At 65.2% G+C, this 24221-nt stretch carries 17 protein-coding genes; 1 reads left to right on the top strand and 16 read right to left on the bottom strand.

All coding sequences use genetic code 11. From position 1 onward, the window contains the following. Nucleotides 1–2: 2 nt before the first annotated feature. Entirely contained in the window at nt 3–215 is a 213-nt protein-coding gene (locus tag ACSMXN_RS05455) for a hypothetical protein (protein WP_027140070.1), read from the bottom strand. Nucleotides 216–651: 436 nt separating this feature from the next. Further along, on the bottom strand, nt 652–825 hold the full coding sequence (locus ACSMXN_RS05450; RefSeq protein ID WP_022915942.1) for a hypothetical protein: 174 nt from the start codon (nt 823–825) through the stop codon (nt 652–654). A 1010-nt stretch (nt 826–1835) separates the two neighbouring features. On the opposite strand from ACSMXN_RS05450, the gene ACSMXN_RS05445 reads away from it, so the two are divergent. Further along, a complete protein-coding gene (locus ACSMXN_RS05445; protein ID WP_455407703.1) occupies nt 1836–1970 on the top strand; it encodes a DUF6221 family protein in 135 nt (44 codons plus the stop codon). 1010 nt (nt 1971–2980) lie between these two features. On the opposite strand, the gene ACSMXN_RS05440 is transcribed toward ACSMXN_RS05445, so the two are convergent. The 14 genes from ACSMXN_RS05440 to ACSMXN_RS05375 form a co-directional block, all read right to left on the bottom strand. Then, on the bottom strand, nt 2981–4633 hold the full coding sequence (locus tag ACSMXN_RS05440) for a thiamine pyrophosphate-binding protein (protein ID WP_022915936.1): 1653 nt from the start codon (nt 4631–4633) through the stop codon (nt 2981–2983). A gap of 14 nt (nt 4634–4647) precedes the next feature. Continuing rightward, the gene (locus tag ACSMXN_RS05435; protein WP_455407702.1) at nt 4648–6873 is read right to left on the bottom strand and encodes a CoA transferase; all 2226 of its coding nucleotides are present in this window, start codon (nt 6871–6873) and stop codon (nt 4648–4650) included. A 90-nt stretch (nt 6874–6963) separates the two neighbouring features. Further along, nucleotides 6964–8382, bottom strand: coding sequence for an aldehyde dehydrogenase family protein (locus ACSMXN_RS05430; RefSeq protein WP_022916048.1), 1419 nt, complete (start codon nt 8380–8382; stop codon nt 6964–6966). Nucleotides 8383–8529: 147 nt separating this feature from the next. Further along, on the bottom strand, nt 8530–9276 hold the full coding sequence (locus ACSMXN_RS05425; protein ID WP_022916047.1) for a GntR family transcriptional regulator: 747 nt from the start codon (nt 9274–9276) through the stop codon (nt 8530–8532). Between the two features lie 135 nt (nt 9277–9411). Further along, on the bottom strand, nt 9412–10812 hold the full coding sequence (locus tag ACSMXN_RS05420; RefSeq protein WP_022916046.1) for an MmgE/PrpD family protein: 1401 nt from the start codon (nt 10810–10812) through the stop codon (nt 9412–9414). Next, nucleotides 10812–12113 (bottom strand): hydroxyacid-oxoacid transhydrogenase, encoded by a 1302-nt coding sequence (locus ACSMXN_RS05415; RefSeq protein WP_022916045.1) that lies wholly within the window; start codon nt 12111–12113, stop codon nt 10812–10814. The genes ACSMXN_RS05420 and ACSMXN_RS05415 overlap by 1 nt, the downstream gene beginning before the upstream one ends. Then, complete coding sequence (locus ACSMXN_RS05410) at nt 12110–13498, bottom strand: MFS transporter (RefSeq protein ID WP_022916044.1); 1389 nt, start codon at nt 13496–13498, stop codon at nt 12110–12112. The genes ACSMXN_RS05415 and ACSMXN_RS05410 overlap by 4 nt, the downstream gene beginning before the upstream one ends. Continuing rightward, nucleotides 13498–14352, bottom strand: coding sequence for a hypothetical protein (locus ACSMXN_RS05405; RefSeq protein ID WP_022916043.1), 855 nt, complete (start codon nt 14350–14352; stop codon nt 13498–13500). The genes ACSMXN_RS05410 and ACSMXN_RS05405 overlap by 1 nt, the downstream gene beginning before the upstream one ends. A gap of 56 nt (nt 14353–14408) precedes the next feature. Further along, nucleotides 14409–16613: a CoA transferase gene (locus tag ACSMXN_RS05400; protein ID WP_455407701.1), complete on the bottom strand. Its 2205-nt coding sequence runs from the start codon at nt 16611–16613 to the stop codon at nt 14409–14411. A gap of 26 nt (nt 16614–16639) precedes the next feature. Continuing rightward, nucleotides 16640–18820, bottom strand: a complete 2181-nt coding sequence (locus ACSMXN_RS05395) for a CoA transferase (protein WP_022915807.1) — start codon at nt 18818–18820, stop codon at nt 16640–16642. After that, nucleotides 18817–19974: an acyl-CoA dehydrogenase family protein gene (locus tag ACSMXN_RS05390; RefSeq protein WP_022915808.1), complete on the bottom strand. Its 1158-nt coding sequence runs from the start codon at nt 19972–19974 to the stop codon at nt 18817–18819. Before ACSMXN_RS05390 ends, ACSMXN_RS05395 begins: the two co-directional genes overlap by 4 nt. 36 nt (nt 19975–20010) lie before the next feature. Continuing rightward, nucleotides 20011–21204: a CaiB/BaiF CoA transferase family protein gene (locus ACSMXN_RS05385; RefSeq protein ID WP_022915809.1), complete on the bottom strand. Its 1194-nt coding sequence runs from the start codon at nt 21202–21204 to the stop codon at nt 20011–20013. Beyond that, entirely contained in the window at nt 21188–22435 is a 1248-nt protein-coding gene (locus ACSMXN_RS05380; RefSeq protein ID WP_035944952.1) for an MmgE/PrpD family protein, read from the bottom strand. The genes ACSMXN_RS05385 and ACSMXN_RS05380 overlap by 17 nt, the downstream gene beginning before the upstream one ends. After that, the gene (locus ACSMXN_RS05375; RefSeq protein WP_022915811.1) at nt 22432–23880 is read right to left on the bottom strand and encodes an aldehyde dehydrogenase family protein; all 1449 of its coding nucleotides are present in this window, start codon (nt 23878–23880) and stop codon (nt 22432–22434) included. The genes ACSMXN_RS05380 and ACSMXN_RS05375 overlap by 4 nt, the downstream gene beginning before the upstream one ends. Between the last annotated feature and the right edge of the window lie 341 nt (nt 23881–24221).

Here is a 24221-nt window from a genome sequence, read left to right as displayed (position 1 = left end):
GTTTAGACAATCGTCAGTAACGCCTCGGTCGGCGTCCCATCAATGATGGACCCGAAGCGCCAGGCCGAGCTCACAAAGGGATCTTGATCGGGCTGCTGGTGAACGACAGAAACGAGGGAGTGCGCCCGCTTGGTCTCATGCACATCCGCGATGGCTACGCTCAGCCGGTAGGGGTCCTCTCCTGGCACCGGGAGGAGCCAGGTTTTCGCGGGCACGAGTGTGCCTTGCTGCGCGCAGGACGTGATTCGGTCGGATGTCACCGGCCGTGTGGCCGCTGAAACGGTCTGCCACCTTGCTGACGGACAACGGCGCGTCGATCGCTGGCTCTCCGTAGGCATCGATGAGCGCCGACAGTTGCTCTCGAACGAAATCACTGGGCATCAGCGGAGAGTAGCCCGCCGATCCCGTCCACCGGACGTGATCCTGACTGTCGTCAAGGTGCGGTGCCCGGTAACCAGGTCGCGCCGCAGGTCGGAACCCGCCGGGTGGACTGTCTTGCCCGTTAACATTGGCACCGTGCCCAGCGGAGCGATCCGGTGAACGACAGCCTGTCGGCACTGTCGCGAGCTCTGCAAACACCACACCGCCGGCTGGAGATGCGCGGCCTGCGCCGGGGTGCGAGCTCCTAAGCGAGGCGGCCAGCCCAGCCGATCAAGAGCTTTGGGGAAAATCCAACGACTGGGCCGGCGGCGTTTCCCAGCGGATCACGGTGTCGATGATGGCCTCCAGATGGCGGATGGCTCGATCCCGTTGGGACCGCTCCTCATACGGGTCGCGCCCGATAGCGTCCAGCAATGATTCGACGCTGTCATCCGGATCGGACATGGGAACCACGGTACGAGTGCCAGACGAATTCGGCAGCGATCTGGCCTTGAACCCATGTGCGTTTCTTGTGAGAGATTCGGCGTGGCTTCCTACCATAAGCGACGTTGGTGACCGAAAGTAACCGTATGGCTACCAAACGTCGATCGAGCTGCGCCAACTGTGGGCGTCGGATCGCTAATGTCAGCATGACCAGCGACGCCTACCCGATCATCGTGCAGCGCCACGCCGATCACGCAGACCTCGGCCCCGACCCGGTCAATGACCGCTGCGCGCGCGAACCTGTCATCGAGTAGCCCAAGCACGACGGCCGGCGCTGGTCACGTCACATGGTCCTGCTTGCACGACAGGCGCCTCGGCCAGCGCGGTGTTAGCCACGATCCCGCTGAGAGGCGTTCGCCCTGGACGGACGGACGGACGAGCGATGATGGGTAGTGGGTCGACGTGTGCGCCTGGCGTGCTGGCATCGCACCCACGGAGATGGCAGAACGTCGATGAGCAAGATTCTCGGGCATCCAGTAATGGCTCGTTGTGAGGGCGATGGCCATTTGACCGTCTGGTGCGCCTGCGGTTGGCAGGTATGCACGGTGTCCTTGCAGGCCTTGAGCGACGCTGTGGGCCAGCACCTATTCGATGTGATCGAGGATCGTCATACGTCCAGCCGGTCGGCGCCCGATGGCGCGCGCAACCCTCGAATCGAGCAGCACTGCGCCTGAGCCTTCAGGCTGACGTTAGCTGAGATCGCGAAGTTCAGGGGGTTCGATCGGCCACTCTGCTGTCAGGCGAAGTGCTTGCTCGCGACACCGCGAGCGGGCTATCGATCGCCTGTAGGCGCCGATAGCCTCAAGCCCATGACACTGGCCGAATTCCTGCTCGCGCGAGTAGCCGAGCGGGAGTCTGCCGAGCGTGCGTACCTGGACATTCGACCTTCATGCGTTCGCTGAGATGGACGCGACGCGGCGCCTGATCGCGTTGTGGGCCGGCCAGGAAACACACGCACCCGAGGTCGATGGATGGCGGGAACGCTTGCGGGACGCCACCCTGGCCGGCGCTGCCCGTTCTATATGGCCGTCCTCGCCCAGCCCTACGCCGATCATCCTGACCACCGCGCAGAGTGGCGACCCCAACCAGCCCGCAGGACCCGCTAACCCGGTTGGTTTCCACCGCGTGCGGTCCTGCGTGTCGTCGATATGCGGCGGCCGGAAGCAGGTCGTCGCCGCATTCGACACACGTCACCGAGGCAGAGCTCGACATCTTGATCACTGCTCAGGCGGTTTACATGACTCCAAATGCACCAGTTCCAAACCGGACACAAGGCAGGCAAGTCACCACGGGGTTCCTATCTCCTGAGACAGGACATTTGGTGCGCTCGGAGGTGCCTGGGTTCACGAGATCGGGCCGCGAAGCCGTTGCCGATCCTACGTAGCGATTCTTGATTGGTCTCGTCCGTCTCGGCCTGCGCGGCGACAGGCTGAGGCACGGTGCGAACAAGCCGTTCATGCACCGCCTCCCAGTCCGGCAGTTTCAAGAACATCGTTGGTGCATGTGACGATGCCAAACCTGCAACGAGCATTTGTTAGTCCTCTGTCGACGGTGGTTGTCCGCGCTCTCTAACGAGAACCGCCGCCACCTTGATTGATGAAACCACCGACTCACGATGGATCCGGAAATCTGGCTGGCCGCGTCCGACATCAGAAACACCACCTCATTCGCGACATCATCGGCACTCACTGGACGCCCGGCAGCCGCATTGCTCCCACCGGCCTGCCAACAGACAACGAAGTGAGCGCCGAACTGCCCACGCGAAAGTTCAGAGTCTTGAGAAGCTGTACGGGTGCACGCCGGAGATCTTCGACGAAGATCCTCTCGCGACGCTGAAGCGCTCCCTCTACTTCGATCCTCTTTTATAAGAGGACGTGTTGGCCCTGGTCGACCTGGTGGGCGCCGACGATGCCGTGTTGGTTCTGACCATCCGCATCCCGAAGCAATGTTCGACCGGGTTACTTTCGTCGACGATCGCGAGGACCTGCAAACTGGCGATCGGGCCAAGATCATGGGCGGATACCTCACCCGGGCCGCCGGTGTAGACCCGACGGCCAAGGCGCTGAGCTCGTGCGAAGCCGCCCGCGACGTTGCGGCGGTCAGATCCGCGATCAGCTCAGATTTCCTGGTCGCCGTACCAGAGCCGCCGATACTGCACGGCGACAACCTTTTGCGAAACCCGGGCATCGATGATCATTGGTCGCGGCGAGGCTAGGTACTCTTCAATCGCCTTGGCCAGATCTTCCGGCGTCCGCACGAGTCGACCATCGCCACCCAACGCGACACCGACGGTGCCGAGATCGGGTGTGCTGATCTTGCCGAGGTTCTCGTCGAGCCCTTTCACGCGGGCCTTCTGAACCTCCATGCCGAGCGCCTGGTCGTTCAGCACGATCACCAGAATCGGAATCCCATAGCGCACTGCTGTCTCGAACTCACCGACATGCATCATGAACGCACCGTCACCCTCGACGATCAGCGTCGGCCTGTTGCCCGCCGCGAGCGCCGCGCCGATACCGGTGGTCAACGACTGCCCGATACAGCTGAAGAACTTGTTGAGCACATGAAACGGGCGTGCTTTCACGCATTGCATAGTCGGGAAGTGCGAGTAATGACCCGTACCGATCACCAGGCCCAGTGACGATGGAACATTCTCGTCGATCACCCGGCAGACATCGCGCGGATCCATCAAGCCGGGCTCGATGTCATAGGTCAGCGGATCGAACAGCGCGCCCGCCAGCTTTTCCTTCACCTCGACAGTGCGAAAGCCCGTCTGGCTGAAACCACGCTTGATCAGTACCGAGTCGAGCAGTTCCACCGCCACCTTGGCGTCGGCTTGAACGACGTAGTCCGCCGGTCGCCCGTCACCCATCACGACGTTAGGGCGGACATCGAAGTGGACGAACTTTGCCGACGGATACAGATATCCCTGCTCGGTCGTGTAGTGGTTCAGCGTCGCGCCGACGCCGATCACGCAGTCTGCCTCCTGCAGCAGCTCCATCGCACTCTTGGTCGAGTACAGGCCGGAAATACCAGCGTGATAGTCGTAACTGTCGCGCAGGTAGTTCATCGCGAGCAACGAAGTGGCCACCAGCGCACCGGTTCTGGTCGCAAGCTTGACGATCGCCTCCCCGGCGCCCGACGCCATCGCGCCGCGGCCGACGATGATGACCGGTCGCTGACTCGAGGTGACCAGGTCAGCGATCCTTTCTATCGCCTCGGGGTCCGGGTACAGCCGAGGTGCGACGAGAAGGTCGGTCGAAGTCCGGTACTCGTCGAGCTCGTCGAACTCCTCTTGCTGCACATTGGACGCGGCCGTGAGCATGATGGGACGCTGCTCGGTGCGCGCGAGGTAGAAGGCCTTTTGAACGCCCTCGAAGGTGTTCTCGGCGGAAGTCACCCGCACGTAGCCACATTCGATCGCGGCGGCAAAGCGCTCGGAGTTCATTGCCTGCGGCGATTCCTTGCCCCACGCCGAGTCACCGCAGAACGCGACGAGCGGCGTCTGCGCCCGGCTTGCGACGATCATTGTGGTGGCGAGCTGGGCAGTCCCCGGCCCGCTCGTGGTCGTGACCACCCCGGGCTGGCCACTGACTCGCGCGAAACCGTCAGCCATCGCCAGGCCGGCGCCCTCGTGTCGTACGTCGTAGAGCCGCACCCCGCGCTGCGAGATTGCGTTCATCCAGTACTGGTTGGCGTCACCCATGATGCCAAAGACGGCGGTGGTGCCCTCGTCGACGAATGCCTTTGCCAGTGCGTCGTAAACCTTCATGCTTGATTCCCTTCTCAGCTAACGGACGAAGAATTGGCCGCCGCGGACTCCGGCGCCTCCATGAATAGGGGGATTCGGTTGGCGGCGATGCCGCGGTCGATGAGGTCGGCGATCTGGGCGGGGCTACGGCCGAGGGCGGTGAGGATCGCGGTGGTGTTGTCGCCGGGATCCGGTGCCGGCCAGCGGGGTTCGTGGTTGACCAGGCTGGACTCGCCATGGGCCAGGGCCGTGGTCATCGCTCCCCAATGTGGGTGATCCCAGTCCACGAGCAGCCCGGCCTTACGGACCCAGTCCAGCTCGGCGACCTCGGTCGTGGAACGGGCCACCCCAGCCGGGATGCCCTGACCCAGCAACTGATCGACCAGTTGCTGGCGGCCACCCGAACTGTCCGGCCACGGACCGTCACCGGAACGCACGACCCAGCCATCGGCGCAGCGCACAAAGGAGATGTCCTCCCGCCGCCACTCAGCGGCCCGGCCGTCGAGGCTGGCGTCAAAGCACTCGCGCTGCAGGAACGTAGCGGTACGGGCCAGACTGGCCCGCACATGCTGGGAACGCCCCGTCGCCCGAGCCTGCGTCACGGCCAGCACCGCACCGAAGGCACCCAGCAACCCGGTGCAGTAATCATTCGGCGCCAACGGAATCCGCGACGGCCGGCCGTTCACCGGCCGCGCCATCTGCATTCCAGTGGCCGCCTGAGCGTTAGGTTCCCAGCCCGGCCAGGTATCGAACTCACCGCCGACGTCGTAGGCGTTCAGAGAGATGTAGGTAATACCGGGACGGGCCCTGGACACCGCCTCGAACCCGAACCCGAGCGCATCGGCCTTACCCTCACGCATATTCTCCAACACCACATCAGCGCCCGCGATCAACTCCCACAACAACGCCCGACCCTCATCGGTACTCACATCCAGCAACACACTGCGCTTACCGCGATTGACATCCATCCACCCATACGGGCTGCGATACGGAAACACCGCCCGCCGCGGCGCATCCACCTTGATCACCTCAGCACCCAACTCCGCCAACAACCGACCACACGTCGGACCAGCCAACACAATCGCCAGATCCAACACCCGCAAACCCGCCAACGGACCCACACCCACCGAACCCCGCGGCGACCAACCCTCACCAGGCCCACCCAGACCAGGCCCATCCGCCGCGACCGGGCCGCCCGCATCAGCAAACACCCGCACCGCCGGACCCACCCGCAAACTCGGCCCCACTACCTCAACACCCAACCGCGCCGCCGCCTCAACCGCCGGCACAAAAATCTCCGACGCCACCGCATGCGGCTCCGCCCGCCACTCATCACGCGTCCGACACACCGCCGCCGCTCCACCCTCAACAGCAATCGACCGCTCAATCTCAAAAGCCGGCCTTGACCCGAACACCGCCCCAAACCGCTCCAACCACTCCGCCCGACCCACATCCGTAGCCCCATAAATCGAAGCCACCGCCTCATCCACCCACTCCGGATGGCCCAGGCCCCGCATGATCGCAGCAGTGAGTTCAGGGGTCCGTCCGTGCGGCTGGACGTAGCGCCCGTCGCCGGCGCGGTGCATCAAGCCAATCGGAAAGCCTTGCGAGTCACGGGTGTCGGAGTGGTAGGTGGAGCGCGGCTCGACCCATTTCGGGCCGACCGTCTGCATCTCACCGTCCAAGCTCAAGAAGCCGGCGCCGAACAACGACACCGTCAACTCACCACCGACCCCGCTACGCCGAACCCGCGGCAACACCGCCGCCACATACAAACCCACCAACACGGCCGCATACGAACTCGCCACCGAAAAACCTTCAACCATCGGCTCCACCGCCGACCCCACCCGGAACAACCCCAGCTCCGCCGCCACAACCCAATCCACACACTCACCCAAACCCGAACCCGCAACCCCAGGAAACGGCACCACCGAACACACCAACACCCCAGGCGACACCGCCAACAACCCCGGCCCACCCAAACCCACACCCGCCAACACACCCACCGGACCCGCATCCACCACCACATCCGCGCCCGCAAACACCGCCGCCAAACCCGCCACACCAGCCGCATCACCCAAATCCCACTCCTGCCACACCACCCCCGCAGCAGAACCACCAACCGCCCCACCCACACCACACACAAACGACACCGACGCACCCTGATCAGCCAACAACCACCCCACCAAACCACCCACCAACGACCGCCCAAACACCACAACCCGCACACCAACCAACGGCAACTCACGAACAGCAGTCATGACGGATTTCCCTTTCGGCGTCGCCGATCGGCGGCGTGTCGGTCAGTAGTCGGTGGGCGGACTCGCGGTCGAGAACCGGCGAGCGATTGGTCAACGCAGCAGCGATTTGACCTCGAGGAAGTCCTCGATGCCGTAGCGGCCGATCTCGCGGCCGAGGCCGGACTGTTTGTATCCACCGAACGGCGAGTACGGGTTCCAAGCACCGCCGTTGATGATCACGCGTCCGGTGCGGATCTTCCGGCCCACCTGCACAGCCTGGTCAGCGTCGCGACCCCAGACCGCGCCGCCGAGGCCGTAAGGCGAGTCGTTGGCAATCGCGACGGCCTCGTCCTCAGTGTCATAGGCGAGGATCGACAGCACCGGCCCGAAGATCTCCTCTTGCGCGATCGTCATCGTGTTCGTGACATCGGAGAAGACCGTGGGCTGCACGTAGTAGCCGAGATCGAAACCGTCCGGCGCCTCGGCGCCCCCGGTTACCAGCCGGGCACCCTCGGCAACACCCTTCTCGATGTAGCCACGGACCCGGTCCTGCTGCGCCTTCGACGCCAACGGTCCGAGCGTGGTGGTCTCGCTATCCGGGTCACCGGGTATGTACGTTGCTGCCTGCTCGGCCGCGATCCGTTCGACCTCCGGCAAGTGGGAGCGGGGCACGACCAGCCGGGTGAGGCCGGCGCACACCTGTCCCGAGTTGCGGAAACAGTCATCGACCGTGTGCCGCACCGCTCGGTCGATCGGCGCGCCCTCCAGTAGGACGGCGGCGGACTTTCCGCCGAGTTCAAGGCCGACGCGCTTGATACTGCCGGCGGCCAGCTCCATCACGCGGCGCCCTGCTCGCGTCGACCCGGTCAAGGAGACCATGTCGACATTCGGGTGCGCAGCGAGCGCCTCGCCGACGATCGGCCCCGTGCCCGACACCAGGTTGAAGACACCGGCCGGTAGTCCGATGGACTCGATGACCTCGGTGAAGATGTAGCCGGTCAACGGCGCCACCTCGCTCGGCTTGAGCACGACGGTGCAGCCTGCAGCGAGGGCGGCGCCAACCTTGACGCTGATCTGGTGCAGCGGGAAGTTCCAAGGTGTGATTGCAGCAACCACACCAACCGGCTCACGGACGACGAGCGCGTTGGCAATCTCCTCTTGCCAGGCATAGCTGCGGGTGACCTCGGCCAGTGCCATGAGATCAGCGATCGCCATCGTTAGCTGGCTCGTCTGCGCCAGATGGACGGGGTGGCCCACCTCACGGCTAATCGATGTCGCTGCCTCCAACGAGCGCTCTTTGAGTCCCGCGGCCAGTGCAACGAGGAAGTCCGCGCGTGCGTCGGGCGATGTCTGGGACCAGGCGGGAAAGGCTGCGACGGCTGCCGCGACTGCCCTGTCTACGTCTTCCGCCGTTCCGTCGGGCACAGTGGCCAGCACCTTTTCGCTGGTGCTGTCGATCACCTCGATGACACTCGCACCAGTCGATGGGACCCGAGCTCCGTTGATCAAGAGCCAGTCGCGCTGCTGCATGCTGAAACAACTCCTTGTGGTCGTCGACTGTTATCCAGTAGTGGGCCGCAGGCAGTCCCGAGGTCAAGATGTAGTCGTTTCGGGATTTGGCCTTACATTTACCGCTGACAGATTATCACCCAAGCGAGGGGCCTGGGAGGGCGTCTTTCAGGGAGTGTTGCGACGCAGCCGAACGCGGTAGGTGTAGCGGCTGGGCACGAAATGACTGGTAGCCAATTCAACCGGGTGACCCGCGGTGTCGACGTACATACGGTCTATACGCAACAGTGGGATTCCGACGCCACAGTCCAGCGCTTGCGCGATCTCCTCGGTGGCTGTCGCCACTGAAACACTCTGATCGGCCTCCGCGATCGGACGCTCAAGCCTCGCATCGAGTAGGCCGATGATAGTGACGTGGCTCCGAGCTGCCGATGCAGACAGCTCGGGAACGTCGGTGAGCTTCAGGCCGATCTCCGGCGGAACGAACACGGTGGTTACGCAGAATGGCAAGTCGTCGTGCAACCGACGGAAGGTGAGCGAGAGGACGACGTCGGACTCTAGCCGGAGTCGGCCGGCAGCCTGCACGTTGACCCCACGGCGCGGCGGATCGAGCAGCTCGAAGGAGGTGTCCTGCGACAGCCCCATGAGATCGTCGACCGAGCCGAACTGGCGTAGGTACTTTCCCCCGGGTGCGGTGGCGAAGGTACCCCGCCCGCGCACCCGATAGACCATCCCTTCGGCGACCAGGTCTTGGAAGGCCCGGCGGGCGGTCTGCCGGCTCACCCCGTGGGCGATTGCCAGAGAGGTTTCGGTCGGCAGTGGTTTGCCGTCGGCGAACTGGCCTTGCAAGATCTTCGCCCGTAGTTCCCGGGCGAGGGTCTCGTAGGCAGGGCGACGCTCGCCTTGCGTTGTCACTGCGTGCCTCCCACCGAATCGAGCTGACCTGTCGGCTACGTCCTACCACAACTACGGTCGGATTTGTATGTTCATTAGCTTCGCCACGACTTTCGCTGTTGTACTCGGACCGCGCGCGGCTCATCCAAGCGGCGGTCAGGACCCCAGCAGTATGGGGATCTCTGCTACATCTTCGAGGTCGACAGCCCGCCATAATTGCGCCAGGACGTGACCGCGCTGGTCTGCGTTGAATCGGTCAGCAGTCAGCCCCGCGAATTTCGCATCGATCTCTGCGCGGTCCTTTGCCGCGGACAGGCCAGCATCGAGCTCGTCGCACACCCCGACCATGCTTGTACCGTCGATGAACTCAACACGCACCCGGGCCCGATGCTCGGTGGGCGTCCGCTCGTAGGCTCGGGTGAACTCGTCGTCGGCGAGTACATCGAGCCGGCTGAGCAGTTCTGTGAGTCGTCGATCGGTCAGGCGGTCCGCGGCGAAGCTGGCGGGGGTCACCGTGCCGTCGACGAGCGCCGCGGCCACGACGTACGGTACGGAGTGATCCGCGGCCTCACGAGTTAGCGGCCGCCAGGCCGAGTCGCCATAGGCTGCGAGGCGTTGGACAGCCTTCGCGTACACGTGAACCACGACGCGCTCGATACCCGGCGGTGCTGGCATGCCCCTGACTGCACGCTCGGCCGCGATTGCCGGGGCGATGGTCGATGCCGCCGATGGGCGGTACTTCAGCAGCGTGTCAGCAATCGCGAGACCCTCCCGCCCAGCGAGCTGTCCGGCCGTAAGCGCAGTGCGAGGGATCGTGTCCAGCCAGCCCGACGCGCCGACGAACGGCAGCGTTGGGCCCTGCGCACCGTCGGCGGCCAACAGCGCGGCGAATACCCCCTGGCGCCCGGCAGCACCCGTGGCCATCGCTTTCCACATCGTCAGCTGACCGGTGCGAGCAACGTTAAGGAAGTTTCCGCTGGACACCGAGATCGCCACCGCCTCACCGATCGAAGCATCGCCGAGACCGAGCAGCCAGGCGCCGGCCGCCGACACCGCCAGTGAGGCGAAGGTGGCCGCATCGAAGCCGGGAATGCTCGTGGCGTCAGCAAAGCGCAGATAGATCTCGTAGGCAATCGCCACCGCAGCCAAGAGGTCCCGACCGGACGCGTGTGCGTACTCACCTATCGCCGTCAAGGGCAAAATCACGTCGCTCGGATGGCCCCCTTGCACTCCGGCGCGGTGATAGATGTCGTTCATCTCTACATAGCGAGCGGCCGTACCGTTGGCGAACGCGGCGAGTTCAGGCGCAACCACGATGTGCGTCCCGAGCAGCGTGGCACCTGAATGAGCCGGTTGCCTCGCTGCATACCGCGCCGCGAGTATGGACGGCTGCCCCGACAGGCCAGCCAACGCGACGCCGATCGTGTCGACCGACAGCGCGGCAGCCAACGTAAGCACCGTGTCGTCCTGCTGGGCCGACGCCCCGAACGACCTAGTGAAGCTGACGATCCAGTCTTGGATCGGGTCATCGGCGGCGCCCGCACGAGTGAATCCCATCAGACCCGACTCTTCGTAAACGACGAGCGCATCACGCCCGCAAGATCCTCGACCGTCACGCGTCGTGGCGAACAGGCGAGGATGCGTTGCTGTGTGATCGCGCTTGCGGCCAACTCCGGGATGTCCGCCTCCGTAAAGCCGACTGCATCGAGACCGGCCGGGCCGTCGGTGTCACGGACTAGGCGATGCAGCCACTCGGTGATTGCCCGGCTCGGCTCATCGTCACCGTCGATACCGAGCAGCCGCGCCGCCTCACCGTGCCGCTGGGGCGCTGCCGGGTAGGAGAACGCGAACGATTCGGGCGCGGCAACGATAACCGAGAAGCCATGCGGGACCAGGGGCTCGTCGACGAGATAGCCGGCGGGCCGGTAGTCCTTGGCGAGGTTGGCCACCGCATAGCCGATCGCGTGGGGAAGGTGCACACCCGAATTGCCCAGGCGCGAGAACAGAGCGGCAAGCGCCATCCCGGTCCGAGCCTCGAGGTCGTCGCCGTTGAAGACTGCCCGGCGAAGGAACCGTCCGCCCAGGCTGATCGCCCGCTCCGACCAGACGTCACTGAGCGGGTTCGGACCGGTGTACACCGGACGGTCCTGCGGCGCGGCTGCTGCCGGGCGGCGGTCGTACGGCAGTGAGGTGAATGACTCCAGCGCCTGGACCAGCGCGTCGTAGCCGGCCGAGGCGGTGACCTCGGGCGGTGCGGAGATGACGTTGAGTGGGTCGATGATGGCCACCCGCGGACGCAGCCGCTCGTCGGATACCGCTGCCTTGACGTGACTCGCGCCGATACCAAGCAGCGCCATCGGCGTGCACTCTGAGCCTGTGCCCGAAGTGGTGGGCAGCCCGATCATGGGTCGCAGCGGGCCCGGAATCCGCTGGCCATCCCCGTGTGGTTTGGCCAGGTAGGTGGAGATCTCAGCCGGGTGACTCTGGTAGAGGTTGAGGAACTTTGCCGTGTCGATGCAACTACCGCCACCAACGCCGACATAGCTGTCTGCGCCGAGGTCTGCGAGCTCGGACAGACCACGGCGCAGGGACTCTTCAGTCGGCTCGGTATGGCTGCCTGACCAGACGGTGACGTCCATGCCCTCGGCGCGCAGCAGTCCCGAGACCCGGTCGGGTAGGCCGGTGGCGACGAGGTTGCCGTCGGTGACGATCAGAACCCGCTTCATGTCGAGGCGCATGGCCTCGAAGCCAATCTCTCGGGTCGCGCCGACGCCGAAGCGAAGGGGCAGCGCCTGCCACGCAAAGATAGACTCGGGTTGCCATGCCGCAGCGGCGGACGATGCTTGGAATTGACTCACGGGAACTTCTCCTTGTTGATGGGTCCTTCAGAAATTTCGGGTTGTTCGTCCTGATCGGTAGCGGTGGCGTACATCAGATCCTCGTCAGCCACATCCGGGATCGGTGACTGCACATTGCGATCGGCGCGAATTCGTCGCGCGGCGACGGCTCCGACAGCGGACGCAAGGAATGCGCCCGCTGCCCCCATTGCCAGTCCCGCGCGGGCACCCAGGTGTTGCGCGGCGGCGCCGACGATGGGGCCACCGATCGGAGTGGTTCCCATCGTGGCCACCGAGAACAGTGCCATCACCCGACCGCGCATGTGTTCGTCGGCGCCGAGCTGCAGCGTCGTGTTCCCGCGCGCAGAGACGGTGACGCTGCCGGCGCCGACGAACAGCATGAGGATGAGTGCGCAATATAGATTTGGCGCCACCGTGGCCAGGGTCAATGCAATACCGAACAGGGCCGCCGACATCGCCAACGGTCGTATCCCCATTCGCCCGTGTCCGGCGGCGAAGATCCCCCCCAGCACGGCGCCAATGCCCATCGCGGCGGTGATGAACCCGTAGGCCTGCGAACCACCGTGGAAGGTGTCCTTGGCGATCACCGGCAGCGTCACCTGGAATTCGAACGCGAATACTCCGATGATTGTCATCATCAGCAACGGGACGCCGAGCGAAGGCCTACTTCGGACGTAGCTGAAGCCAGCGCGCAGCTGGCCCTTCTCCCGGGGGGTCGGAAGTGCCGGCGTCAGCCTTGAGCGGTCCATCCGTAGCAACGAGGCGACGACCGCCACATAGCTCAATGCATTGACCATGAAGCAGACCGACGTCCCACCCACGCCGATTATCACGCCCGCGATGCCGGGACCGATCGCGCGGGCCGCGTTGTTCAGCACCGAGTTGAGGCTCACGGCGTTACGCAACGCGTCCCGACCGACCATATCGTGGACGAAGGTCTGCCGCGCCGGGAGTTCGAAGGCGTTGAGCAGTCCAAGGCAGAACGCCAGGATGTAGACCTGCCAGAGTCGTACCTCGTGGGTGGCAGTAAGGACACCAAGGACGAGTGCCAACCCACCCATAGCCGATTCGAGCCACACCAACAGACGCAGCCGGTCCATTCGGTCGGCGATGACGCCACCGTAGGGTCCCAGCAGTAGCACCGGCAGCGTCTGGCAGGCAATCACAAGCCCGAGCGCGGTACCGGAACCAGTGAGTTGCAATACCAGCCAGCCTTGCGCGGTGGTCTGCATCCAGGTGCCGATGCGAGAGATCGCCTGCCCGAAGAAGAACTTGCGGTAGTTGGGATTCGAAAGCGAGACGAACGCGCCGGACGAGCCTCGACGGCTACGGGCTCGGTTGCCCCTCTCGACCGGAGTTGCGCCGCGTTCCCTAGCGTCCGCCACTAGAAGGTCGGGAGCTTTACCAAGAACAGCTTCGTGTCCTCCGTGGCCTGTAGCGTCTGCGCCGATTCGGTGCTCGTGGTCGAGAAGGCGGTAAGCGCTCCGTACTCGTCGGTGCCGTACCGGACCCCGCCGGAGATTACATAGCAGACCTCGACGGACGGCTCGGCGCCTATGCGAACCTCGGCGCCCGGGTTCAGTCGGACGAAGCTGATGCGGATGTCCCGCTCGGTAAAGGTGCCGAGATGGCGGCGCGCGACGCCTGGCTCGGACGGGTCCTCCGTCCAGCCGAAGTGTTCCGGGTTCATCAGGATGATGTCGCGGAAACGCGGCTGCGGGTATGTCACCGGCTCGCCCATCACCTGCTCCCAGCAGGCTTCGAAGGCATCTTTGTTGTGGTGGCGACCGTCCTCGTCAACCCACTTGTAGATTCCGTCTTCGAACGTGCCGCCCTTGGCCAGCAATTCGTCCCGCCCCTGCTTGCGCTGTTGCACGCTGAGGTAGCCCAGACCGCTTGGACCGCCGAACTGAAGCATCAGCATGGTCAGGTTCTCGGTCATCACCTGCGGGCCGTAGTAGGCGGCCTCCGGGAAGTAGCCGACCCAGCCAGCGGGCAGCACGTCGTTCTTGCCGATCGAGTAGTCGCCATCAAGCGGCAGGCGGATCTGTTCGAAATTGTGGTGATGACGCGGCGTCGACCAGGTAGAGCCAGAGACACCCTCGCCGTAATAGAGGCGGTAGTTGTCCTTGCTGTCCTCCTCGCCGGTCAGCAGCACACGAGTGTTGCGAGTACCCGAGCGGATGTTGCCGGCTTGGTCGTAGTAGTTCGGCGCGGTGGTGGGGTTGTTGATCTGCACCTTTGGACGCTCCTTTATAGGTGATTCGTGGGCGATTTGCGGCGACGCGGACTACGTCAGGCCGTGGTCTCAAACGCTGCGGCGAATAGGGGGATTCGGTTGGCGGCGATGCCGCGGTCGATGAGGTCGGCGATCTGGGCGGGGCTACGGCCGAGGGCGGTGAGGATCGCGGTGGTGTTGTCGCCGGGATCCGGTGCCGGCCAGCGGGGTTCGTGGTTGACCAGGCTGGACTCGCCATGGGCCAGGGCCGTGGTCATCGCTCCCCAATGTGGGTGATCCCAGTCCACGAGCAGCCCGGCCTTACGGACCCAGTCCAGCTCGGCGACCTCGGTCGTGGAACGGGCCACCCCAGCCGGGATGCCCTGACCCAGCAACTGATCGACCAGTTGCTGGCGGCCACCCGAACTGTCCGGCCACGGACCGTCACCGGAACGCACGACCCAGCCATCGGCGCAGCGCACAAAGGAGATGTCCTCCCGCCGCCACTCAGCGGCCCGGCCGTCGAGGCTGGCGTCAAAGCACTCGCGCTGCAGGAACGTAGCGGTACGGGCCAGACTGGCCCGCACATGCTGGGAACGCCCCGTCGCCCGAGCCTGCGTCACGGCCAGCACCGCACCGAAGGCACCCAGCAACCCGGTGCAGTAATCATTCGGCGCCAACGGAATCCGCGACGGCCGGCCGTTCACCGGCCGCGCCATCTGCATTCCAGTGGCCGCCTGAGCGTTAGGTTCCCAGCCCGGCCAGGTATCGAACTCACCGCCGACGTCGTAGGCGTTCAGAGAGATGTAGGTAATACCGGGACGGGCCCTGGACACCGCCTCGAACCCGAACCCGAGCGCATCGGCCTTACCCTCACGCATATTCTCCAACACCACATCAGCGCCCGCGATCAACTCCCACAACAACGCCCGACCCTCATCGGTACTCACATCCAGCAACACACTGCGCTTACCGCGATTGACATCCATCCACCCATACGGGCTGCGATACGGAAACACCGCCCGCCGCGGCGCATCCACCTTGATCACCTCAGCACCCAACTCCGCCAACAACCGACCACACGTCGGACCAGCCAACACAATCGCCAGATCCAACACCCGCAAACCCGCCAACGGACCCACACCCACCGAACCCCGCGGCGACCAACCCTCACCAGGCCCACCCAGACCAGGCCCATCCGCCGCGACCGGGCCGCCCGCATCAGCAAACACCCGCACCGCCGGACCCACCCGCAAACTCGGCCCCACTACCTCAACACCCAACCGCGCCGCCGCCTCAACCGCCGGCACAAAAATCTCCGACGCCACCGCATGCGGCTCCGCCCGCCACTCATCACGCGTCCGACACACCGCCGCCGCTCCACCCTCAACAGCAATCGACCGCTCAATCTCAAAAGCCGGCCTTGACCCGAACACCGCCCCAAACCGCTCCAACCACTCCGCCCGACCCACATCCGTAGCCCCATAAATCGAAGCCACCGCCTCATCCACCCACTCCGGATGGCCCAGGCCCCGCATGATCGATGCACTTACCTCAGGAATTGGACCGAACGGGTGAATGAATCGGCCGTCCACACATTCATGGATGACCCCGATCGGAAAGTTCTTGTCCTTGCGAATGTCCGGGTGCGCATTCGAACGTGGCTCCGCAAAACTCGGATCGATCCGCTGCATGGAGCCGTCGAGGCAGAGGAAGCCGGCGCCGAACAACGACACCGTCAACTCACCACCGACCCCGCTACGCCGAACCCGCGGCAACACCGCCGCCACATACAAACCCACCAACACGGCCGCATACGAACTCGCCACCGAAAAACCTTCAACCATCGGCTCCACCGCCGACCCCACCCGGAACAACCCCAGCTCCGCCGCCACAACCCAATCCACACACTCACCCAAACCCGAACCCGCAACCCCAGGAAACGGCACCACCGAACACACCAACACCCCAGGCGACACCGCCAACAACCCCGGCCCACCCAAACCCACACCCGCCAACACACCCACCGGACCCGCATCCACCACCACATCCGCGCCCGCAAACACCGCCGCCAAACCCGCCACACCAGCCGCATCACCCAAATCCCACTCCTGCCACACCACCCCCGCAGCAGAACCACCAACCGCCCCACCCACACCACACACAAACGACACCGACGCACCCTGATCAGCCAACAACCACCCCACCAAACCACCCACCAACGACCGCCCAAACACCACAACCCGCACACCAACCAACGGCAACTCACGAACAGCAGTCATGACATCTCCTAGCGAGCGACGTAGGGTCACTGGTTGTCGAACAAGGGAACTCGTTCAGCCACCGCGCCGACCGCGACGAGTCGATCGGCCTCGTCCGGGGGGTAGCCGATGTCTGCGAGGATGGCGCGGCCGTTCTCACCAGGGTCAGGTGCGGGCCACCGCGCACCGTGGACGAACAGCGACGAAGTGCCGCGCGCGACGGCGCTGGTCAAGCGTCCCCAATGCGGGTGCTCCCAGGACTTCACCAGACCGGCTTGGCGCACCCATTTGAGGTCACGCACTTGGTGGGTGGTGCGGACACGCGCCGCCACGATCCCGTCCCGGCTTAGCGCCTCGATCACCTCAGTCACGGTCCTGTCGCACCGATCAGCCGCGGGGTCTCCGCTGCCGGCCTCTCTAACCACCCAGCCGTCGACGCACTCGATGAAGTGCAGTTGGGGGCCGGCCTTCTGGGCCGCCTGGCCATCCAGCGAGGCGTCGAAGTACTCGCGCTGCAAGAAGGTCGCGGTGCGCGCCAGGCTGCCGCGCACGTGCTGCGCACGGCCGGTGCGGCGCGCATTCGCCAATGCCATCACCGCGCCGAATGCACCGAGCTGCCCTGTGCCGTAGTCGTTGGGCGCCAGCGACAGCCGCACCGGCTTGCCGCCGTTCGCTGCCGCGACCTGCATGCCGCACATGGCCTGCGCATTCGGCTCCCAGGCCGGACGGGGCGTGAAATCACCGCCGAAGTCGAAGGCGTTGAGCGACACGTACGTGATACCCGGACGCACCCGCGCGACGTCCCCGAAGCCGAAACCGAGCTGCTCAATCTTGCCCGCGCGGTAGTTCTCGAGGATCAGGTCCGCCTCGCCGATCAACTTCCACATCACGGCCTTGCCTTCTGCGGACTTGAGGTCCAGCAAGATGCTGCGCTTGCCTCGGTTAACGTCGAGCCATCCGTAGGGGCTGCGGTAGGGGTATATCGCCCGTTCGGGTGCGTCGATCTTGATCACGTCGGCACCGAGCTCGGAGAGGATACGCCCGCAAGTCGGACCGGCCAGCACGATCGCCAGATCCAGCACACGCAGCCCGGCCAGCGGACCAGCACCGGGATCGACACCCGCACCCCGCGACCGCCAGCCGAGCGGCTGATGCGGTGCCACGTCCTCGGGGCCGGCCAGAGGGCCCGCGAACACACGCACCGCCGGACCCACCATCAGCGACGGGCCGCCTGCACCGGTTGCGGCGGGAACGAAGATCTCTGTGTCCCGAGCGTGCTGCTCAGCCCGCCACTCGTCCCGGCTGCGGCAGATCGCACCCGCACCACCCTCGGCGGCGATTGCCGCTTCGAGCTCGAGGCCAGGTTGAGCGGCGAATGCCTCAGTGAAACGCGCGGCCCACTCTGCCTTGCTGACGGTGCCCGTCCCCATGATGGAGTCGACCGCCTCGTCCGCCCACTCGGGGTGACCGAGCGCGCGGATCGTCGCCGAGGTGACCCGGGGGGAGCGACCATGCGGCTGAAGGTAGCGGCCGTCGGCGCAACGGAACCGGGCGCTGAGCCCAAAGCCGTGGTCGTTGTTCACGTCGGCGTGATAGGTCGCCCGTGCATCGCTGAATCCGTCGGAAAGGCTCTGCAGTTCGGAGTCAATCGCGAGCGTGGCCGCGCCGAAGAGCGACACGTCGACGCGGCCACCGATACCGCTCTCGCGCGCAAGCGGTATCGCGGCGCAGGCGTAGGTCGCGGCCTGCACGGCGGCATAGCTGCTCGCCACTGGAAGCAGTTCGATCGACGGCTCAGTGGCGTTGCCGACCTGGTAGAGGCCGAGCTCAGCCGCGACGACCCAGTCGCGGCACTCGACGTGCTCGGAGTCCGCCGCTGTGGGAAACGGCGTGACCCGAATGTGTACCAGCTGGGGTACGGCGGCCAGCAGCGCGTCGGCCCGTAGCGCGACGGCCTGCATTGCCTCCGGCGTGCTGTCGAAAACTACGTCGGCAGCCTGGATAGTTGCACGGGCCTGCGCGACCGCGGCCGGATCGTCGAGGTCAAGCTCATCCCAGTCCACCCCGGTCGGGCCGGGAAGCACACTCGACACGGCCAGGCAAGTGACTGTGCCACCCTGCTGGCGCAGCAACACCGCGATCAGCCCGCTCACGACCGAGCGGCCGAGCACCACGGCGCGAACGTCTTCGAGTGGCAGTGTGCGCACACCAAGGTCGGTAGCGGTCATGCGACCACGCCCCCGCGACGGATCAGTTGATTGACGATCACGTTTCGCTGCACCTCATTGGTGCCCTCCCCAACGATCATCAGAGGCGCGTCGCGGAAGTACCGTTCGACGTCGAACTCGGTCGAATAGCCGTACCCGCCATGGATGCGCACTGCATCCATGGCGCAGCGCATCGCCATCTCCGAGGCGAACAGCTTAGCCATCCCTGCCTCCATGTCAGCCCGCACGCCACGGTCGACTTGGGCCGCCGCGTAGTGCACGAGCTGGCGAGCCGCCAGGTAGTTCGTAGCCATGTCCGCGAGGTAGTTGCCGATCGACTGGTGCTGCCAAATCGGCTTGCCGAACGACTCACGCTCCTGGGAATACCGCAGCGAGTCGTCGAAGGCGGCCCGCGCAACGCCCAGCGCCCGGGACGCGACCTGGATGCGGCCCAGTTCGAGGCCACGCATCATCTGCACGAATCCCTCACCCTCCTCCACGCCGAGCAAAGCGTCAGTGCCGCATCGGTAGTCCTCGAAAGTCAGCTCACAGCTCTCGACACCCTTGTAGCCGAGCTTGGGCAGATCGCGCGAAACCGTGAAGCCCTCTCCGGGCTCGACGAGCAGGATGCTGAAGCGGCGGTGCGACGGCTCTGCCGCGGCATCGGTCCTACAAAGCAGCGCGATCAGCTTGCTACGCCGGGAGTTCGAGATCCAGGTCTTCGATCCGTTGACGACGTACTCGTCACCTGCCCGCCTCGCGAACGTGCGCATGGATTGCAGGTCAGAGCCGCCCGACGGTTCCGTGAGGGCCATCGTCGCGCGTAGTTCACCGGTGGCCAGGCGAGGCAGGTACGACTCGCGCTGCTCCTCGGTACCGAACATCGTGATCAGCTTGCAGACCACCGAGTGACCACCCATCGCGCCGGCCAGGCTCATCCAGCCGCGCGCCAACTCCTCGGTCACCTGGCTGTAGCAGGCGGTGCTCACCTTGGCGCCGCCGTATTCCTCCGGCACCGAAAGCCCGTAGATGCCGAGATCCTTCATCTTCTCGATGAGCGCCTCAGGGTAGGTATTCGCATGCTCCAACTCGCGGACGACCGGTCGCACATCCCGATCGACGAACCGCCTCACGATCTCGACGAACTCGGCTTCAACGGCACTCAACTCAGTCATCTGCCCTATCTCTCTCTTCAAGCTTTCGCTTGTCGGTCACACACAGCCATCGGCACGCAGAGACGCGATCGAGTCGTCGTCGTATCCCAGACCCGAAAGCACCGCATGGGTGTGCTGACCAAGTGCGGGTACCGGCCCCATCAGCGGCTCCATGCCAGTGAGAGTGGTTGGCGGCAACATCGCGGCAATCGGGCCGCCGGGGCTTTCCACGGTGACCCAGCGCCCGCGTTCGCTCAGGACGGCGTGTTCGATCAGCCCCGATATCGGGTTGACCATGCCGTAGGCAATCCCGGCCTCGTCCAACTGGCCGGCGACGGTGGTGGCGGGCTCGCCGGCCAGGCGCAACGCAATTATCTCGTCGAGCTGGCTGCGATTGGCCACACGGGCCGAGTTATCCACGAAGCGAGGGTCGTCAGCCAGTTCCGGCCGCACGAGGATGCACTCGCAGAACGTGCGCCACTCCCGATTGTTCTGCACCGCAACGATCATCAGGCGATCGGCGGTTGCGAAGGCGCCGTACGGCGCAATGGTCGAGTGCGCGGCGCCGATCCGACGGGGCTGCTGGCCGGAGTACTTCGCGTAGTACATCGGGGCCGACATCCACTCGGCGAGCGAGTCAAACAGCGAGACCTCAACTGCCTTCACCTCCTTTGTCCTCAGCCGGTGTAGCAGGGCTGACAACACGCCGGAAAACGCGTACATGCCGGCCGCAATGTCGGCCACCGAGATGCCGACGCGCGCCGGCTCATCGGGCGTGCCGGTGATCGACAACAGGCCCGCCTCAGCCTGCACGATCAGGTCGTAGGCCTTGCGGTCGTGCCACGACCCTGAAGAGCCGTAGCCAGAGACCACGCAGTCGATCACGTTCGGGTACCTGGCAGCGAGCACGTCGCGCCCGTAGCCGAGCCGGCTCATCGCACCAGGCGCCAGGTTGTGCACGAAGACGTCGGCACCGGCCAGCAGTTGGTTCAGGATTGTACGAGCGCCGGGGGTCTTCAGATCAAGTGTCATCGACTCCTTGGCGCGATTGAGCCAGGCGAAGTAGCTCGAGCTGCCACCGACCGTGCCGTCGTAGCCGCGGGCGAAGTCGCCACCATCCGGACGCTCGATCTTGATGACGCGGGCGCCGAGATCGGCCAGCTGTCTGGTGGCAAACGGAGCGGCGACGGCCTGCTCGATGCTGATAACCGTGAAGCCGGACAACGGCCCCACGTCAGCGCCGCCCAGCATGCTGCTCGGTCACTGGCAGGGCCTCCTCAAGCAGCGCACGGCCGCCGACCCAGTCCAGTGTGGCCAGCCGATCGCTGAACTCGGGGCTGCAGTCGGCCAGCTTCGCGAAGAATTCCTCGGCGTTCGGTGGCCGGTCCGGCGCACCGGGCGGCAGCTGGGAGACGAACGAGTGCAACGAGCCATCAGCGACCTCGACCGCGAGGGTCGCCTCCCCGGCCAACAGCCCATCGCCGACGTCGGTAAGCGTCACCTCGATGCGCTCCATGAGGCGGTTGATCTCGGTTCGCTGAGCGGCGGCGTCGGTGAACTCGGCAAATCCCGGGAACGGGGTCAGCAGTGCGGACGCGATCGAGTACTCAAGACTGAATTTCGCTTCCAGCCCGGTGGTCGGGTTGCTGTAGATGAGTGGCTTCACCGTGGCCCGTGGTGTCGAGAACCGAATCGCGACGATGTTGCCGACCGCGATACCGGCGTCCAAGACCTTGCGGGTGACATCGATCGGGCGCTGCATCGCGTAACAGCACGGGGCCAACTTGATGGCCAGCCCGCCGGGCACCGTCGGCCCATCGATGACCAGCTTCTCTGGCTCGCCACCCATCAAATCAAGCCATTGGTCCACCGCACCGGCACTCGCGGTGGCGCCTGCCGCGGCGAGGCGGGCGGCGCGGATCCCCGCCTCGACCGCAAAGCCGACCTGTAGCGCCTTAGCCTGCGTTCCGAAGGCTCGCTGTACACCACCGGCGGCGGGGACGCTCAACGCGATCGCGTGTGCGATCTGCTCTGCGGACAACCCGAGGGCTACCGCTGCTGCTACGGCCGCTCCAGGAGCGCCGATCGTACAAGTCGCATGCCAGCCACGCGTGTAGTGCGACCACCCAAGCACAGTTCCCAGCCGAGCCATTACCCCGGCTCCGGCCAGATACGCACGGGCGTCACCGTTAACCGCGAGGGTCGCGGGCACGCACACCGCGCTGATGTGCGTCGTCGACGGCACATGCAAGTCGTCGAAGTCCAGTATGTGAGCCATCGTTGCCCAGTAGCCTCCCGGGGTCAGCAGCTGTGCGATCGGGTTGATTTCGTCGGCGAGCGCCGGCGCGGCCACTGCGACCGCAACGGTGTCGGCCAGCGCACGCTGAGCCAACTCAAGGTCGCCCGGCGTCGGGCTGAATGAGGCGGCCCAGTTCGCGAGCTGACCCAGTACGGTCTGGGTGGGGGTAATAACGTCTGTCATCCGAGAAACACGCACACATTCTTGATCTGGGTGTATTCGAGGGCGCCGTCAATCCCTTTGAGGCGGCCGAATCCACTTCGTTTGCTTCCACCGAAGGGCAGTTCGACCCCTCCGCCTACGCCGTAGTTGTTTATGAACACCTGGCCGGCACGGATGTCGTATGACAAGCGATGGGCACGGTTGATGTCGTGCGTCCAGACTCCAGCCACGAGGCCAAGATCGTTGCCGTTGGCGATCTCGAGTGCCTCGGCGTCCGAACCGAACTCCAACACCGTGACGACCGGGCCGAAGATCTCCTCCTTCGCCGAGTAGACCTCGGGGTTCTTGGCCGCCAGCACCGTCGGCTCGACGAAGTAGCCCTCGGTGGGCCACTGCCGGTCCGTGCGGCTGATCCGCACGGCTCCCTCGTCGATGCTTCGTTGCACGGCGGCACTGATCCTGTCGCGCTGCACCGCGCTGATAACCGGCCCGACGTCGGGGTTGTCAGCGGCCGGCCCGACGGTCAGTGCATCAGCTGCGACCACCAGACGCCTCGTGAGCTCATCGGCACAGGAACGCTCGACGAGTACGCGGGTACCGGCCGAGCATGCCTGCCCGGCCGTCCGCAGGGCAGAGCCGACGATCGCGGTCGCGGCAGCCTCGAGATCGGCATCGGCGAACACTAGTTGCGGTGACTTGCCGCCGAGCTCGATGAGCGTCGGCTTCATCGACGCCGCAGCGGCCGTCATCACCCGTGTGCCGGTCGCCAGCGACCCGGTGAAAGTCACGTGATCGACTCGTGGATCGCGGATCAGTGGGTCGCCGATCTCCGATCCCAGGCCGGCAAGCGCGGTGACGACGCCGGACGGTGCGCCGGCGTCGATACAGATTTGGCACAGCGCGAGCGGCGCAAACGGCGCCCACTCGGCCGGCTTGAGCACCACCGTGTTGCCGCTCAGGAGGGCGGGGGCGATACTGCGCGCAGCCATTTGCAGGGGGACGTTGAACGGCAGGATGACCGCGCAAACACCACGCGGCTCGCGGATCGTGTAGTCGACGAACTGCCTCCCCAGCGGGATCGTGGCGCCGAAAAGCTTGTCGGCCAAACCGGCGTAGTACTCGAAGTACCGCGCCGCGGCCTCTACGTCGCGGCGTGCCAGCCATCGCGGCAGGCCCGCGTCAGCCACGACCAGCTCTGCAAGCCGGTCACCTTGCGCCTCGATCGATCGCGCCACCCGCTGCAGCAACCGGCCCCGCTCAAGCGGAGTCCAGTCGCGCCATGGCCCGCACAATGCGGCGCTCGCATCGCCGACGACCGCTGAGACATCTTCAGCCGTCGCAACGGCCAACTCGTCGAGCGCTTCGCCGGTGGACGGCTCGAAGATGGTGAACGATTGTCCCGAGCCCGTCCTCGCGCCTTCCGCGCCGAATACAGCCGGCAAGCCAGCCGACAGGCCGTTGTGCATCCGCACTCCCTCGTCTACTCGCGACCTGTAGAACCGGCGCAGATTGGCCGGTCGGGGCGAGACCCGTTAGCAACTTTGTACGGACAATACTATGAAGGTCCGTACATCGAGATGTCAAACATCATGATCGTGCCAATTTTGGCCGTTGACATATCGGAAAACAGGCGGCAGTCTTCCTGTGACATCTGGCCGTACATTTAGCCTCCCTCGGTGCAGCCCTTGCGGCGACGCCGGGCGGGCATGTCGAAACAGCAGGGAGTTACACCGCGTTCGGACTTCACCGGCGCCGAAACGCAACAGCTTGAGACAGACCACAATTCTGGTCCACGACCCGGACGGAG

Source organism: Parajatrophihabitans canadensis, from assembly GCF_053764775.1.
The sequence above is the reverse complement of the archived record's forward strand: the minus strand, read 5'-3'. Positions and strand labels throughout refer to the sequence as shown.

Bases quoted from the DNA above. Each gene is read 5' to 3' on its own strand.
- ACSMXN_RS05390 (WP_022915808.1), bottom strand. From the start codon at position 19,974: ATGACTGAGTTGAGTGCCGTTGAAGCCGAGTTCGTCGAGATCGTGAGG.
- ACSMXN_RS05430 (WP_022916048.1), bottom strand. From the start codon at position 8,382: ATGCAGCAGCGCGACTGGCTCTTGATCAACGGAGCTCGGGTCCCATCG.
- ACSMXN_RS05445 (WP_455407703.1), top strand. From the start codon at position 1,836: ATGGCGGGAACGCTTGCGGGACGCCACCCTGGCCGGCGCTGCCCGTTC.
- ACSMXN_RS05380 (WP_035944952.1), bottom strand. From the start codon at position 22,435: ATGACAGACGTTATTACCCCCACCCAGACCGTACTGGGTCAGCTCGCG.
- ACSMXN_RS05375 (WP_022915811.1), bottom strand. From the start codon at position 23,880: ATGCACAACGGCCTGTCGGCTGGCTTGCCGGCTGTATTCGGCGCGGAA.
- ACSMXN_RS05400 (WP_455407701.1), bottom strand. From the start codon at position 16,613: ATGACTGCTGTTCGTGAGTTGCCGTTGGTTGGTGTGCGGGTTGTGGTG.
- ACSMXN_RS05420 (WP_022916046.1), bottom strand. From the start codon at position 10,812: ATGGGATTCACTCGTGCGGGCGCCGCCGATGACCCGATCCAAGACTGG.
- ACSMXN_RS05385 (WP_022915809.1), bottom strand. From the start codon at position 21,204: ATGCTGGGCGGCGCTGACGTGGGGCCGTTGTCCGGCTTCACGGTTATC.
- ACSMXN_RS05450 (WP_022915942.1), bottom strand. From the start codon at position 825: ATGTCCGATCCGGATGACAGCGTCGAATCATTGCTGGACGCTATCGGG.
- ACSMXN_RS05395 (WP_022915807.1), bottom strand. From the start codon at position 18,820: ATGACCGCTACCGACCTTGGTGTGCGCACACTGCCACTCGAAGACGTT.
- ACSMXN_RS05435 (WP_455407702.1), bottom strand. From the start codon at position 6,873: ATGACTGCTGTTCGTGAGTTGCCGTTGGTTGGTGTGCGGGTTGTGGTG.
- ACSMXN_RS05440 (WP_022915936.1), bottom strand. From the start codon at position 4,633: ATGAAGGTTTACGACGCACTGGCAAAGGCATTCGTCGACGAGGGCACC.